The organism is Candidatus Palauibacter sp., assembly GCF_965222475.1.
In the GTDB taxonomy this organism is placed as follows: domain Bacteria; phylum Gemmatimonadota; class Gemmatimonadetes; order Palauibacterales; family Palauibacteraceae; genus Palauibacter.
The window spans coordinates 294,933-308,607 of the sequence record NZ_CBDCUB010000007.1; the positions used below are offsets into that span (position 1 = coordinate 294,933).

A 13,675-nucleotide genomic window follows, 5' to 3' on the forward strand; every position below is an offset into this window, starting at 1 on the left:
GGCGGGAGACCCGTCACTCGTGGCGCGCGAGCCAGGCGCGCAGGCGCTCGGCCTCCGCGGCGGCGGACGGATCGAGTTCCGCCTGGTAGAACCGGCTGCGAACGACGAACAGGTCCATCTCGTCGGGCGGCGTGTCCCGTTCGAGGATTTCCTCCACCTTGCGCCGGAAAAAGCGGCCCCAGTCCGGTCGGCGTCCATCCAGGTCGGTGAAGCCGTACTCCTTCGCCAGTTCCCAACTCGAGAACAGCCCGCCGCTCCTGGCAGCCACGTTCGGGTCGGCGGCGAGGGCGGCGATGGCGCGGCCCACGAAGCATGGCGTCTCGGACTCGGCGAAGTACTCGTCCCTCTCGATCGCGTCGCGCCAAGTGGTCTCGGTAACTCCGAAGTGGTCGAGCACCGCCTCGGAGCGCAGGAATCCGGGGGTGATCGCCAGCGCCGTCACCTGGTACGCGTGCAGGTCGGCGGCCATGGCGTAGGCGAGCCGAATGACCGCGTTCTTGGCCAGATCGTAGGAGAGATTGCCGCGGTAGCCGAGCGTTTCCCCGTCGGTGACCTCGACGATGAGCCCGGCGTTGCGCTCGATCATCAGCGGGGCGCCGTGCCGGCTGGTGATGATGTGGCTGTGGACGGCGCGTTCCAGCATCCGCTGTCCCCTGGCGGTGGAGAGTTCCCAGAAGGGCGTTCCCCACTCCGTCAGCGCGTCGCCGCCCCAGATGTCGTTCACCAGAACATCGAGCCGGCCCGCTTCGGTGCGGACGCGGGCGAAGAGTTGCTCGACCTCCGACTCGACCGTGTGGTCGGCGCGGACGGCGATGCCGCGCCCCCCCTCCGCCGCGACCATCTCCGCCGTCTCCTCCAGAGTCTCCGGCCGCCCGGGCGGGGCGGGGCGGCCCCGTACGCTGCGGCCGGTGCAGTAGACGGTGGCGCCCGCCGCGCCCAGCATGCGGGCGATGCCGCGCCCGGCGCCGCGCGTCGCGCCGGCGACGACGGCCACGCGATCTTGAAGCGGACGTTCCGGCACGCTATTTCAGAAGCGGAGGCGGAGGAGCGGGACGTTCCAGGCTGTGCGACGCCGCCCGGTCCCGGGTCAGCAACGCCCCGAGCACCAGACCCGCGGCGCTTGTCGCGAGCGGAACCGCGAAATCGCCGCTGCTGCTGCTCGGTTCCGCGATGAGCACGATGCCGATCCCCCCGAAACCGCCGATCAGGCCTCCGAGGCCGATCATGTGTGCGCGGCGCGAGGAGATGTCAAGTTTGCTCCCGGCCAGCGCTCCGGCGAGGAGGCCCGCGTTGCCGACGAGCAGCGTGCTCGTCCACATGGCCTCGTCGTCCAGATCGAGTGCTGTGGCTCCCGCGAGGCCGAACCACGTGCCCCACAGACTGCCGAGATAGGTCGACGCGGCCGTGCCCTCCGAGATTTCGCTGCGCGAAAGCAGGGCGCCCGTGAGGATGCCGGCCAACCCGCCCACCAGCGCCGTGGCCACAACCGCGTTCCCGTCGGGGCCGCAGTAATCGCAGCCGCTGTCGGCGCCCAGGTCGAGCGCGTGCGCCCAGCCACAGTCCGTACAGCGTCGACCAGACCCGGAACTCCGTGTCCCCGCGCCGGTCCCGAAGGTCGGCGTCCCCCGCCAGCCCCGTGAGGCGGGCCCGGGCCGTTTCTGCCGCCGGCGTCCCCGGGTAGCGGCGGACGACCTCCTCGTAGAGTGCCCGGGCGACCTCGAGTTCGCCGCACGCCTCGAAGACGCCCGCGGTCGCGACGAGCACGGCGGCCGAATCCGCAGCCGACAACTGGGCCGTTGCGTCCGCGGGAACGGCAAACGCAGCCAAAGCCGGGCAGGCCCGCGCCAATTGCAGGATCTTGCGGTCGAAGCCGGGGCCAGGACCGGCAGGGAGGCGCACTAGAGAGGCTCCTCCGGTCGAACGGCGTAGCGTGCAACGCCCCGACATGCAAGCAAGAAGGCCGCAGCCGCGGTCGCAGTGACAAGCACCGTTACGGCCGCGGCGATGGCCACACCGGCAAAGGGCTGCCCCAGGAACCATCGGAACGATTGACCAGGATCGTCGGGACCGAAGGTGCGAATCGCCCAGGGCAGGATGAAGAGTACGCCCACTCCGAGACCCACGAACGGCCACGTCATGCTCTTCAGGTCGAACGCCCAGGCTGCGGCGCTCAGGCACCACCCCATTAGGGTCAGCAAGAGCCAGAGGCTGAATGCCAGAGTGAAAGCCGCGATCCCCCCCATGGACTGGAGTTCGGCAGGAAGTGGTAGCAGCGCGATCGCGATGCCGCTTGCGATGCAGCCGGGAAGGGGAGGCAAAGCGGCAGCGGCGAACCGGGCCAACACCAACTCCGGCACGGACGCGGGCAGCGAGAGCAGGAACTCCATCGTGCGTTCCACCTTGTCGCGCAGCACGGTCCTGGCGACTTGCAGGGTCGCGGCCGCCGTCCCGCCCACGATCAGGGGAAGGATCATTTCCCCTGAGCCCGACCCGAGGACGGCGAACGCGGCGAGCAGCCCCCCCCAAACCAGGTACAGACGGCTCACCACGGGTCTCAGTCGCCGGACCTCCAGGTGAACCAGAGCTCTAACGTGGCGTGGGTTCATCGTCACTCAGCAGGTCAAGAAGGGCCTCCGACAAAGACGCGCCAGCCGCGCACAGGTCGGGCACCGGTCGGTCGGCCACGAGGCGTCCGGAGCGCAACACGAGGACGCGCTCGGCCAGCCACTCCACGTCCTCGAGGATGTGCGTGGAAAACAGGACGAGCCGACGCCGGTCCGAATCCAGACTCTCGATCACGGCATCGATGAGGTGCCGGCGCATGACCGGGTCCAGTCCCGCAGTAGGCTCGTCGAGCAGAAGCACGGGCGGTCGAAAGGCCTCTGCGGTCACGAAGGCAACCTTGGCGCGGGTACCTCCGGAGAGGTTCCCCAGAAGCGCGTTCCCGGGTATCTCCAACTCTCGGCTAAGGCCGGCCTCGTACTCACGATCCCAACCGTTGAAGAACTGGGCCAGGAACTCGAAGTGCTGCCGCGCGGTCATCCAATCATACCTCAGGAGCAGCTCAGGCATAACGCCAACGTGATTCCGGAGACCTGGTAGCAGCGTGCGGGCCTCCGTACCGCAGAACAGAACCTCTCCCTCGTATTCCGGCAGCCGCCCGGCGAGCGCCCGAAGGATGGTCGTCTTCCCGGCACCGTTGGGGCCCACCAGTGCGACGCGCTCGCCCGCCGCGAGGCGGAGATCGAGCGGTTCAAGCTCGAATAGGGGATACTTCACGGAGAACGAGCGCAGTTCGACGCTGAAGTCTTCGGAGATCATCGCTCTCCCGATGATCGAGGCCGAATGCCGGGTGGCAGGGAGTCGGGTCGCTCGTCGCGGATTGTCGTCAGCGGATGCCTACGATGCCGCGGATCGAATCGATGAGCTTGGGGGCATCCCAGCCCACGCCGCCCTTGAACACGATGCGCGTCTCGCGGATGTGGCCGTCCGCCCCCGGATCGCCCTCGAGCACGACGAGGTCCGCGACCTTGCCGACCTCGACCGTCCCCGTCTCGTCGTCGATGCCGAGCACCCGGGCGCCATTCGCACTCATGATCTGCACGACCTCGGCGGGCGTGAAGCCGGCCTCGAGCAGCAGTTCGTAGTTCTTCTGGTCGCCGTATCCCGGGGGCGCGGCGCCGTAGCCGGTCGGGTCGACGCCCGCGGCCAGCGTGCCTCCCGCCTGGACGAACGCGTACTCGTACTCGAGTGCCTTCCGGTAGACGTCGGGGTGGATCCCGATCCCCGAATCCAGCGTCGCGTTCCGGCGCACCTGGGCGATCTCCCGGACTTCCGCCGCAATCTCCGGGGCCAGGATGTCGTAGATCCGCTCGTCGATCGGACCGCGGCCCGGGACGGAGATCTCGTACACGGCCAGCGTCGAAGTCATGGCGACGTCGTTCTCGATCATGGCCCTGAACGTCGCCTGCACGTCCTCGGAGTTCACGTCGAGTTCGGCGTAACCGTTCCGGAACCCCGACGGGCAGTCGTCCGGCTCCTTGCCAGGGAAGTACTCGCTGTTCGCGAGCAGGCCGTGCTCGAGGTTGTCGATTCCGAGGGCCACCGCCTCCCTGTAGCCGACCGAGCAGAGGTGCGCCGTCACCTTCACGCCGTGGCGGTGCGCCTCGTCGATCGCCGCGCCGAGTTCCTCGCGACTGATCCAGGTGTACGCCTTGAACCAGGGCACCCCCTCCTCGGCCCAGTAGCGCACGAGACGGCGGGCCTGCTCCGCCCCCTCGAGCTGGGCCATCGTCCGCGAGCCCTCCTGTCCCGTCAGGTAGGGACCGGTCGTGAACATGTTGGGGCCGATGGCGCGCCCCTCATCGATCGCGCGCTTGAGGTTGATCTCCTCGTAGGGAGCGCGCGCGCCGGTCGTCCGGATCGTCGTCACGCCGGAGGCGAGGTACAGCCGCGACCCCGAGAAGGAGAGCTGCGCCGCCCGTCCGTTACCGCCCGTGTAGTAGCTGTGGTTGTGGAGTCCGATGAGACCCGGAATGACGGTATGGCCCTCGAGATCCATGATCTGCGCGTTCCGGATCCGGCCCGCGACCTCGTCGGAAGGTCCGAGATCCGCGATGCGGCCGTCACGGATCACGACCGTCTGTCCTTCGAGGACGGGTCCGCCGGTGCCGTCGATCACCCTCACGTTCGTGAGCGCGACGGTCGGCGACTGCACCGCGATGAAGCTCTCGATGGGCTCCTGCTGAGCCTGTACGCCGTTGGGGGCCAGTCCCGCAGCGGCGAGGGCGAGGAGCGGGGCGGAGCGGAGAAGGCGGCGGGCGACGGTCATCGGTACGTCCTTTCCAAGACTTCTTCGCGGGTCTCGGCACTTCCGGTTCCGCGATGTGGCGGCACGGTCCTGAGCCTGCTTCGATTGAAGGAGTCGGCCTGAACGACGAGAATCGGCCGACGACACCTCCGGTTCCGACGCTCGCGTTTCGTCCAGATCCGCCCACCTTACCTCTCGTCGCGCAACCATTCTTCGGCGACGGATCGGGCCTGCGCCCGACGGAGCGCGGGATCGACTTCGCCCGAAAGGTCGGCGTACGCGGCATTCAGCCTCGCGATGATGTCCTCGCTGCGATGTTTCGCCACGAATTCGGCCACCGCAGTCGCGTAGAGTTCGCTTCGCGAGACCCTCATCCGCTTTGCGAGCGAGTCGGCCGAGGCGAACAGTTCGTCCGGAAGGGAAACCGCGCTTTTCATACCGTAGTATAACCGACGATCAACCCCTGAGCAGTTGCTGGCCCGGCCTGCCGGTCACGGCGGGGCGCCGGAGACGTTCATCACCATCTTCATCCCGGATTCGAGGTGTTCCGCGATGTGGCAGTGGATCATCCAGCGACCGGGGTTCGACAGTTCCAGCAGGATGTCCGTCGTCGATGCGGCCGGCAACAGCACCGTGTCCTTCCAGACCAGGTTCGGGTTCGGCACCCCGTTCTGCGACAGGACGAGGAAGCGCTGGCCGTGGATGTGGAGCGGATGCTGCATCGCGTGGAAGGCGCCGCGGTCGTTGACGACGCGGATCTTCGCCACATCGCCGACCGCGAAGTTCCACTCGATCTCCTCGTTTTCGCGGCCGGTGCCCCCCTCGCGCAGGATCCAGCGAATCTCGCGCCCGGTCGTGGCCCAGTTCATGCGCGGCATGGTCCCGGTCCACTCGACGGGGTTGAAGTAGACCCAGTCGTAGGCCATCGAGCGTTCAATCGGGAGCGGAAGATCCTCCGTCTCCAGCGTCATCACCAGTTCGTGATCGGGATCGTCGTCGAAGCGCGGCCGGTAGCGGTCGATGTCCGCGATCACGTCCGCGTTCTCGCGCAGTTCGGCGAAAGACGCCCCGTGGTCGTGGGCCACGGGATCGGGCGCGACGGTCACGGTGCCGAGCGTACGGAGTTCCGCGCGGAAGACGCCCTGCCGGTGGTTGATCCCCTGCACGTGACTCACGAGGGCGTGGTGGCCGGGGCGGTCGAAGCGGACATCGATCACGTAGCGCTCCGCCGGCGCGAGGACGACGCTCCGGGCCCATTCCTCGCGCTCGAAGCGGCCCACGTCGGAGGCGACGACCTTCATCGGTAGACGGTTCGGATCCTCGAGGTCGGGATCCGAGACGCGCTGGTCGGGGTCGGGGAGGCCGCCGCGCTCGATGTCGACGAAGGAGAGGTTGAAGGTGCGTGTGTTGGAGGCGTTCGTGAGGTGGAAGCGGACGACCTCGCCGCGATCGACTGCGAGTTCATAGGCGGGCTCGCCGTTGACGAGCGCCTGGTTCCCGAACCGGCCCATGAGCATGTAGTTCGCCGACTCCGCCCCGAAGTCGACGAGTCCCTCCTCGTCGAGGAGGATGTCGTCGATCATGAGCACTTCCTCGCGGTTCGCGGGACCGTAGTAGTCCGCGTTCGCGGGGTCCACGAGGAGGTTTCCGTAGAGGCCCAGTTCCTGCTGGACGTCCTCGCGGTGGTGCGGGTGGTACCAGTAGATGCCCGCGTCCCGGAAGAAGATCCGGTACTGGAAAGAGTCGCCGGGTTCGACGGGATCCTGGGTGAGGCCGGGGACGCCATCGAACGCGTTGTCGAGCCGGATTCCGTGCCAGTGCACCGCCGTGGGGTACGGCGTGCGGTTCGTGAAGTTGACGAAGATGGTGGACTTCTCGGGGACCCGGATGAGCGGGCCGGGGTGCTGGCCGTTGAAGGCGAGCATGGCGAGGCGGCGGCCCTCGATCTCCCGCCGGACGATGGTCGCCTCGAGGTCGAGCGTGCCACCGTCGGGAAGATCCACGAGTTGGCGCGGCGCGGCCTCGGGGAGCGTCTCCCACGGGGGCAGGTCGGCCGCGCTCCCGAGGCTCGCGGGGCGGGCGGGCGGTTCGAGGTCCATTACGCCGGGCAGCATGGCGATGCCGGGGTACGCGGGCGGCGCGTCCCAGCGCGTCGGGGCCCGGTCGGCCGCGCGCCGCGTCGCCGACGGCGCCAAGGCCAGGAGATCGTGGGCCTCCATGAGCGCGGACGGCGACCGCCCCCGCAGCACGAGCGGCCCCTCGCGCTCCTCGACCTCGGCGGACGCCTCGGCGCTGACCATCACGAGGAACTTGTTGAACGCGACGCGTCCCAGCCGGTGCTCGCCGTTCCGGACCGGACCCAGCGGCACCACGGGAGCCAGCTCGAGCGGCGTCGCCCACGCCATGTAGACCGTGTACGGCCCGAGGCTCCCAGGCGGCGGGAGGCCCTCGATGTGCGCGGTCAACTCACGGACATGGTGCCCGGACGGCGTCACGGTCACGCCGAACGGCGATGGAACGCGCCCGAGTTCAACGAGGCCCTGCGCGTCCCCCGCCCTGGCGGTCGAGAAGAGGCTGATGCAGTGGAGGTCCGTGGCAGCCCGGCCCGCTGGCGTGTCCGCGAGCGCCCGGGCGGCCCCGGCGGCGCGGGTCTCCGCGGCCCGCGTTTCGCAGGCGCCGCTGGAGCCCGGCAACTGGCCCGCCGCTCCGGATGCCGTCGCGAGCCACGCGACGACTCCAGCCGCCAGCGCCGGGAGTCGGATCAGTCCTCGTCCGGGACGAACCGGAGCGCGACGCCGTTGTTGCAGAACCGCTTGCCCGTAGGCTCCGGCCCGTCGTTGAAGACGTGGCCGTGGTGCCCCCCGCAGCCGGCGCAGTGGTACTCCGTGCGCGGCAGGATGAGCTTGAAGTCGCGCTTCGTCTCCAGCGTGCCGGGGATGCTCTCGAAAAAGCTTGGCCACCCCGTGCCGCTGTCGAACTTCATGTCGGTCGTGAACAGCGCCTCGCCACACGCCGCGCACACGAAGGTGCCGGGCCGCTTCTCGTCGTTCAGCGGGCTCGTGCCCGCGCGCTCGGTCGCCTCCTGGAACAGCACCTTGTACGCCTGCTCGGGCAGCTCCCGACGCCACTCCTTTTTCGGCTTCATCTTCGACTTCGACGTCATCTTCCGGGGTTCTCCAGCAGGAAGATCATGTCGTCCGTCTCGTCCACGCCGGTCAGATCGAGGTCGCCGTCCAGATCGCGGTCGTGGATGACGACACACGAGCCGTTTGTGCTCGCCGCGTACGAGCGGGGGTTGGCGAGCGTCCCGTCGCCCGCGTTCTCGTGCACGGTGAAGCTGTTGCCCTCGAAGTCGCTCGTCACCACGTCGAGGTCGCCGTCGCCATCGATGTCGCCCACGTCGACCGCCAGCGGCGACTCACCGGTCTCGTACTCGACCGGTTCCGCGAAGCCGCCCCGGCCGTCGCCGATCAGCACCCCGACGTTGTTGCCCTCGCGGTTCGCCGACATCACGTCGACGTTGCCATCCCCGTTCACGTCGCCCGACACGATCATCCACGGCTTCCCGCCGGCGCGCACGCGCTGGCCCAGCTCCAGGTTGCCGCGTCCATCGCCCATGTATACGAGGACTTCGTCGGTGAAGTAGGCCCCGACGAGCAGGTCGGGCAGGCCGTCGTTGTCGACGTCCGCCGTCGAGCACGTCTTCTCGCCCTGGCCCGGAGACGCGATCTCGGAGGCCCGCCTCAGGTCGCCCGTTCCGTCCGCGTTGTTGAGCAGCATGGCCACGTTGCCGCGCGACTCCTCGGGCCCGACGGACATGTTCACCGCGGCCACGTCCGGCCAGCCGTCCTGGTCGAAGTCGCCGATGCACACGCCGCGCACGTTCTGGCCCGAGTTGATGTTGCTCCCCAGTTCGAACCAGCCGTTTCCGTCGGCCAGGAAGACCGACACGAGGTCGTTCCCCGCGTTGCCGACGACGAAGTCGGTCAGGCCGTCGCCGTTGAAGTCCGCCCCCTCGTTGGGGCTCGGCCAACTCCCGCCCGGGATGTCGAGGACCCGGAACTCGTTGTAGTCCCCCTTGCCGTCGTTGAACATCACACGGACGTCCGCCGATACCTCGTTGGGGATCGCAATGTCGGGATAGCCGTCTCCGTTGAAGTCCCCGGCGTATGCCCCGTAGGGCTGTACATGCTTCTCCCCGTCGTCGAGCACGACGCGCGAGCCGCGGTCGACCATGTCCAGCGAGCCGGCCCGGGGCCGGATCCAGAAGCTCCACGCGAAGCCCGTCTCCATGTCGCCGCCCGTGGCCAGCTTCTCTCCGGCGCGCAGCGAAGCGGTGACGGACTCGCCGGCGTGGAAGGGTGCGCCGGGATCGAACCGGAGGCGTCGGCCATCGTCGGACAGCTCCACCGAACCCGTCATCACGCCGCTCCAGCGACCGAACACCGAGAGCGCGGCGGGATCGAACCGCTCGGGATCCAACGCCTCGGTCAGCACCAGTTCGACCGGCGAATCGGGGTTGGCCTCGAGCGAGTGCGGGGCCGGCGTGACGAGCGAGACCACCGCCGATGAACCGATAGCCGCCAAGGCCGGCGGCGCCTCGGTTGCGCCGACCTCGCCGCGGTCCGAACTGCCGAAAACCAGCACCGCGATCACAGCGATGAGGAGCGCACCAAGTACTCCGGAGACGGTCTTCATGTCACAACCTCCAGCAGGACATCCAGCGCGAAAGCCCACAACCTGTTCGAACCTACCGGCGGTCCCGGCCGGTGACGAGCGGCAGATCCTCCCTCCGGCCCCAGTCGTTCCACGACGCGTCGTAGAACTTCGCGTCGTAGCCCAGATACCTCGAGATCATGTACGTGTAGCTCGCGCGCATGCCGATGAGGCAGTAGTTGACGACGACCCCGTCCTCGGTCGCCCCGGCCTCCTCGAAGCGTGCCTGCACGTCGGCCAGATCCACCAGCGTGGGGATCTCATCGTGAGTGAGATCCTGCCAGTACAGGTTGTAGGCACCGGGGATGTGGCCTCCGCGAAGGAAATCCCGGCCCGGGCGCTCGCCCGTGTATTCGTCGTCGGGCCGCGCGTCGATGAGGGTGACGCCGGGATCGCCGAGGCGCGCCTCGATCCACTCCGCGGTGACGAGCATGTCTTCTCGCACGTCGGCCTCGAAGTCCCCGCGCGTCGGGGTGGCGGACTCGGCCGAGACTTCGCCGCCGGCCGCCTTCCACGCCGCCATCCCGCCATCCAGCACGGACGTGCGGCCTCCGTGCCCGAGATAGTCGAGCGTCATGAACACGCGTGCCGACACATGGCCGAGGTCGCCCACCACGACCACATGACTGTCGTTGGAGACGCCGGCAGCCCGAAACGCCTCGACCAGATCCTCGACCGGCGCGAGTTCGGTGATGAGATCGTTCCGTTCCACGGCGATGTCGCGGTACTCGAGAAAGTGTGCGCCCTGCACGAACTCGGTAGTGGGGCCCATCCGGGCCATCCCGACGTGCAGTACGACGACCTCGGGGTCGTCCCTGTGCTCGGCGAGCCATTGGGCGCTGACCAGGATTTCGGGGTTTGCCTGGGCCGCGGTGCTCTCCGGTGTGGTTCCCGCCGCAAGCATGGCGGCGAGGCACACCGCGATGCGGAGGCGCGGGATCGTTCGAAGCACCGATGTGGTCATGTCAACTCCGCCGATGGTAGTTGGACGCCTGAGGGTTGAGCATATTCCGGCATGGAACCGACGAGCAACGCCGCGGTGAGCGCGGGAGAGCCCGGGACCGCCTTCCTCTATACGGGCCTCGGATCGCAATACGAAGGCATGGGCGAGGCCCTGTTTGCAGCGGAACCCGTGTTCCGTGACACGCTGGAACGATGTCACGACGCGCTCTCGCCCGACCTCTCCCCCGGGGTTCTCGACGTACTCTACGGGTCGCACGAAGATCGTGCGCGTGTTCACGATGTCCCGTACAGCTGCCCCACCACCTGGCGCTGCAATGTGCGTTGGCCCGCCTGTGGGTGTCGTGGGGCGTCGCACCGGGACAGGTTCTGGGCCACAGCGTGGGAGAATACGCTGCTGCGGTCACGGCCGGTGTCTTCCGCATGGAGGACGGACTCCGGATGCTCTCGAAGCTGGGGCAACTCCTCGGGGGGCTGCCCTTCGACGGGCGGATGCTCGCCGTGAAGGCGACCGAGTCGCGAGTGGCCGAGACCCTGGGTGAGGGCCACCCGGGTGTATCCGTCGCAGCCGTCAACGCACCCGGCACCGTCGTGCTGGTCGGCGGCGCGACCGCCATCGACCGGATCGGGACGGAGTTCCGGAAGGCCGGCATTCGCGTGATTCCGCTCGAGGTGTCCCAGGCCACCCACTCGCCCAGGATCGCCCCGATACTCGCCGAGTATCGCGAGACGGTCCGTTCCGTGCGCTTCCACCCGCCCCGGATTCCGTACATCTCCGCCCTCACCGGCACCGCGATGGACGGGGAAATCTGCGAGCCGGAATACTGGCTGCGGCACGTATCCGAGCCCATTCAGTTCGTCACCGCGATGCGCGCGCTCCTGGCCCGGCAGCCACCGGGCTTCGTCGAGATCGGCCCGGGATCCACGCTCCTGCGGCATGGGACAGCAGTGCGCCGTTAACGGAAAGATCGGGGCGGCCCCGTGGGTCCCCTCGATCACACCCGAAGCGGACGATTGCGAGACGATCGCGGCCTCCCGCGCCACCCTCTCGCGTCCCGCCCTCGGTCCTCCCCCGGCGCCCTCGACACCGCTCGACGGACTCGTTCGGAGCCGCGTGGCCGAACTGGCGGGACTGCGGGCGGAGAGCTTCCATCCGGCGCGACCGCTGGCCGGGTTCGGGATGGATTCCCTGACGGCCCTCGACTTCATCTCGACGGTGGAACACGATACGGCTGCCAGGCTGCCGGTTCATCGGCTGAACAACCGCCTCACGATCGATGATGTGACGGCCTACGTAAGCGTGAGACTCGCACCCGACCGGCGCATGCAGCTTCTCGGCGAGGTCGCTGCCCGGCGTGCTACCGACGGCGACCCGGCCCGGCGCCCGGTCGATCCCGCTTCCGCCACGCTCGTGTCCCTGCGCGAGTCAGGCACGGGGCCACCCCTCTATTTCGTTCCGGCCGGCGACGGCGATCTGTTCGCGTTTCGAGACCTCGTGCCGCGCCTCGCCTCCGAGCACCCCGTGTACGGCTTGCGGCCACCCTCCGCCCGCGCCCTGGGCCGGATCCGCGAGGTGTCGATGGAATCGCTCATCTCGCGGTATGTCGATGAGATCCGGAAGGCGCAGCCGGCGGGCCCCTACCACGTGCTCGGCTACTCCGTGGGCGGCATCTACGCCGTCGAAGTGTCGCGAAGATTGGGACAGGACGGGGACGGGGTGGAGTTCCTGGCGATCCTGGATCCCCCGGTGCACATAGCGGGGTGGGTCGCCGCGCTGTATCAGGTACTGTATGGCGCCTGCAACATGTTGCGCTTGAAGCGCTTCGCCCGGCGCGCGGATATTCGCTGGCTGAGGCGGCGATTGTACGGCATCGCCGACGAGGGGCTCCGCACCCACGCGACCGTGGCCCGGAAGCACGATGTCTTGCCGTACAGGGATCACATCGCGCATTTCCGATCTCGGCGATCGTGGATCCCCGCACTCAACTCGCTTGCAGTCGGAAAATCCTGGGCGAGGGTCGCTCGCGGCGGCCGCGAAGTGCACTGGATCGAGGGCACGCACTACGAACTCTTTCGAGGAGAACGGCCGGACGTGTTCGCGGACAGGTTGAACGAGTGCCTGAGGCGCCATGTGCGCGGAGCACCTCCATGCCGACCTTCGCCGAAGAGATTCTGCTGCTCCTGCTCGACGACGGGGAGGGAGTGTTCCTACCGGTCGAGAAGGTCACGCTGGACTACGCTCTGGTCGGCGCCGTGATGATGGATCTCGCGTTCGAGGACCGCATGGATACGGACCTCACACGCTTCATGGTCGTCGATCCATCACCCACGGGAGATACCACGCTCGACCCGGTCTTCCGGCGCATCAGAGAGGGCATCGACGAGGGGAAGGACACCCGGGCCGTCATACAGATGCTGGCCGCCGAGGAGGCGGGCACGATCCAGGACCGCACGCTGAACAGCCTGCTGGAGCGGGGCATCGTGGAGCGTCGCGAGGACAGCCTTCCGACGAGATGATCGAACACCTGTTCCTCTTCCGGTCGCCGCGCTATCCCACGATCGACGACACGGCGCAGCGGGAGGTGAAGGCGCGCATGCTGGACGTGCTGGGCATGTAGTGGGCACGAAGGCCGAAGTCGAGGACGAAGGACCCGAACGGACTCGCGGGAAAGCCAACCCGCAAATCGCCACCCGCTGCCAATCCGGCGCCCGGGAGGTCGATCGTTCGCCCGGGTATCTGCTCCGGTCGATCCACAATGAGTAATTCAACGTAATCGGTCGGATCGAAGGCGTAGAAGAAGCCTGCGTTCGCGGCGATTTCGACCCATGGAGCGCGAGGATCCGCGTCGAACCGGTACATGTGACCCAGTCTCCCCATCAGACTGAACACGTACATGCCGCCGAACCCATAGACACGTTGCGCGTCCGCATCGAACCCGTGACGGCGGGTGCCCGATCCGCATGTGTGCCCCAGACGACCGAGCCAGCCCAGGGTGAGGTCCGTGTTGTGTCGCTCCACGCGCAAGACCGTGGTCGCGGGGATCGACAGCCAGGCGCTCCCAGACCAATCACACTTCTGTCCCGCGACGTTACCCGGCATGGCCAGCATGGTGGAGATGATCGAAAGAACGATGACCGACGCTGATTGTGGCACTCTTCTCATTCTGTACTCCTTTTCCTTGGGTTGAC

Annotated in this window: 14 protein-coding genes and 1 pseudogene; 4 read left to right on the plus strand and 11 right to left on the minus strand. The window is 68.0% G+C overall.

What is annotated here, in order from left to right:
- Positions 1-13: 13 nt before the first annotated feature.
- The 10 genes from ACOQPP_RS13250 to ACOQPP_RS13295 all read right to left on the minus strand — a co-directional run bounded on the left by ACOQPP_RS13250 (position 14) and on the right by ACOQPP_RS13295 (position 10,490).
- A complete protein-coding gene (locus ACOQPP_RS13250; RefSeq protein WP_419166032.1) occupies positions 14-1,021 on the minus strand; it encodes an SDR family oxidoreductase in 1,008 nt (335 codons plus the stop codon).
- Between the two features lies 1 nt (position 1,022).
- Positions 1,023-1,484, minus strand: coding sequence for a hypothetical protein (locus tag ACOQPP_RS13255; protein ID WP_419166031.1), 462 nt, complete (start codon positions 1,482-1,484; stop codon positions 1,023-1,025).
- 414 nt (positions 1,485-1,898) lie between these two features.
- Positions 1,899-2,549, minus strand: coding sequence for a hypothetical protein (locus ACOQPP_RS13260; RefSeq protein WP_420636725.1), 651 nt, complete (start codon positions 2,547-2,549; stop codon positions 1,899-1,901).
- A gap of 37 nt (positions 2,550-2,586) precedes the next feature.
- Complete coding sequence (locus ACOQPP_RS13265; protein WP_419166029.1) at positions 2,587-3,321, minus strand: ATP-binding cassette domain-containing protein; 735 nt, start codon at positions 3,319-3,321, stop codon at positions 2,587-2,589.
- 67 nt (positions 3,322-3,388) lie between these two features.
- A complete protein-coding gene (locus ACOQPP_RS13270; protein ID WP_419166028.1) occupies positions 3,389-4,831 on the minus strand; it encodes an amidohydrolase family protein in 1,443 nt (480 codons plus the stop codon).
- Positions 4,832-4,998: 167 nt separating this feature from the next.
- The gene (locus tag ACOQPP_RS13275) at positions 4,999-5,247 is read right to left on the minus strand and encodes a ChpI protein (RefSeq protein WP_419166027.1); all 249 of its coding nucleotides are present in this window, start codon (positions 5,245-5,247) and stop codon (positions 4,999-5,001) included.
- A gap of 54 nt (positions 5,248-5,301) precedes the next feature.
- Positions 5,302-7,503 carry a multicopper oxidase family protein gene (locus ACOQPP_RS13280; protein ID WP_419166026.1) on the minus strand — a complete coding sequence of 734 codons (2,202 nt, stop codon included), beginning with the start codon at positions 7,501-7,503 and terminating at the stop codon, positions 5,302-5,304.
- 68 nt (positions 7,504-7,571) lie between these two features.
- Positions 7,572-7,955, minus strand: coding sequence for a peptide-methionine (R)-S-oxide reductase MsrB (gene msrB / locus ACOQPP_RS13285; protein WP_419166025.1), 384 nt, complete (start codon positions 7,953-7,955; stop codon positions 7,572-7,574).
- Between the two features lie 14 nt (positions 7,956-7,969).
- On the minus strand, positions 7,970-9,508 hold the full coding sequence (locus tag ACOQPP_RS13290; RefSeq protein WP_419166024.1) for an FG-GAP-like repeat-containing protein: 1,539 nt from the start codon (positions 9,506-9,508) through the stop codon (positions 7,970-7,972).
- Positions 9,509-9,560: 52 nt separating this feature from the next.
- Entirely contained in the window at positions 9,561-10,490 is a 930-nt protein-coding gene (locus ACOQPP_RS13295) for a sulfurtransferase (RefSeq protein WP_419166023.1), read from the minus strand.
- A 51-nt stretch (positions 10,491-10,541) separates the two neighbouring features.
- Between ACOQPP_RS13295 and ACOQPP_RS13300 the strand changes: the two are divergent.
- The 4 genes and pseudogenes from ACOQPP_RS13300 to ACOQPP_RS13315 all read left to right on the plus strand — a co-directional run.
- Positions 10,542-10,733 (plus strand): annotated as a pseudogene (locus ACOQPP_RS13300) (acyltransferase domain-containing protein); the annotation flags it as partial.
- A 77-nt stretch (positions 10,734-10,810) separates the two neighbouring features.
- Positions 10,811-11,446: an acyltransferase domain-containing protein gene (locus tag ACOQPP_RS13305; RefSeq protein ID WP_419166022.1), complete on the plus strand. Its 636-nt coding sequence runs from the start codon at positions 10,811-10,813 to the stop codon at positions 11,444-11,446.
- Positions 11,424-12,743: a thioesterase domain-containing protein gene (locus ACOQPP_RS13310; RefSeq protein WP_419166021.1), complete on the plus strand. Its 1,320-nt coding sequence runs from the start codon at positions 11,424-11,426 to the stop codon at positions 12,741-12,743. Before ACOQPP_RS13305 ends, ACOQPP_RS13310 begins: the two co-directional genes overlap by 23 nt.
- Positions 12,689-13,003, plus strand: coding sequence for a GPP34 family phosphoprotein (locus ACOQPP_RS13315; RefSeq protein WP_419166020.1), 315 nt, complete (start codon positions 12,689-12,691; stop codon positions 13,001-13,003). The genes ACOQPP_RS13310 and ACOQPP_RS13315 overlap by 55 nt, the downstream gene beginning before the upstream one ends.
- A gap of 31 nt (positions 13,004-13,034) precedes the next feature.
- Here ACOQPP_RS13315 and ACOQPP_RS13320 read toward each other — a convergent pair whose 3' ends face one another.
- Positions 13,035-13,649 carry a hypothetical protein gene (locus ACOQPP_RS13320; protein WP_419166019.1) on the minus strand — a complete coding sequence of 205 codons (615 nt, stop codon included), beginning with the start codon at positions 13,647-13,649 and terminating at the stop codon, positions 13,035-13,037.
- Positions 13,650-13,675 lie beyond the last annotated feature (26 nt).

What these genes read in the sequence shown, in the direction of transcription:
- ACOQPP_RS13265 (WP_419166029.1), bottom strand. Translation starts at nt 3,321, where the DNA reads ATGATCTCCGAAGACTTCAGCGTCGAACTGCGCTCGTTCTCCGTGAAG.
- ACOQPP_RS13270 (WP_419166028.1), bottom strand. Translation starts at nt 4,831, where the DNA reads ATGACCGTCGCCCGCCGCCTTCTCCGCTCCGCCCCGCTCCTCGCCCTC.
- ACOQPP_RS13275 (WP_419166027.1), bottom strand. Translation starts at nt 5,247, where the DNA reads ATGAAAAGCGCGGTTTCCCTTCCGGACGAACTGTTCGCCTCGGCCGAC.
- msrB (WP_419166025.1), bottom strand. Translation starts at nt 7,955, where the DNA reads ATGAAGCCGAAAAAGGAGTGGCGTCGGGAGCTGCCCGAGCAGGCGTAC.
- ACOQPP_RS13290 (WP_419166024.1), bottom strand. Translation starts at nt 9,508, where the DNA reads ATGAAGACCGTCTCCGGAGTACTTGGTGCGCTCCTCATCGCTGTGATC.
- ACOQPP_RS13295 (WP_419166023.1), bottom strand. Translation starts at nt 10,490, where the DNA reads ATGACCACATCGGTGCTTCGAACGATCCCGCGCCTCCGCATCGCGGTG.
- ACOQPP_RS13310 (WP_419166021.1), top strand. Translation starts at nt 11,424, where the DNA reads ATGGGACAGCAGTGCGCCGTTAACGGAAAGATCGGGGCGGCCCCGTGG.
- ACOQPP_RS13320 (WP_419166019.1), bottom strand. Translation starts at nt 13,649, where the DNA reads ATGAGAAGAGTGCCACAATCAGCGTCGGTCATCGTTCTTTCGATCATC.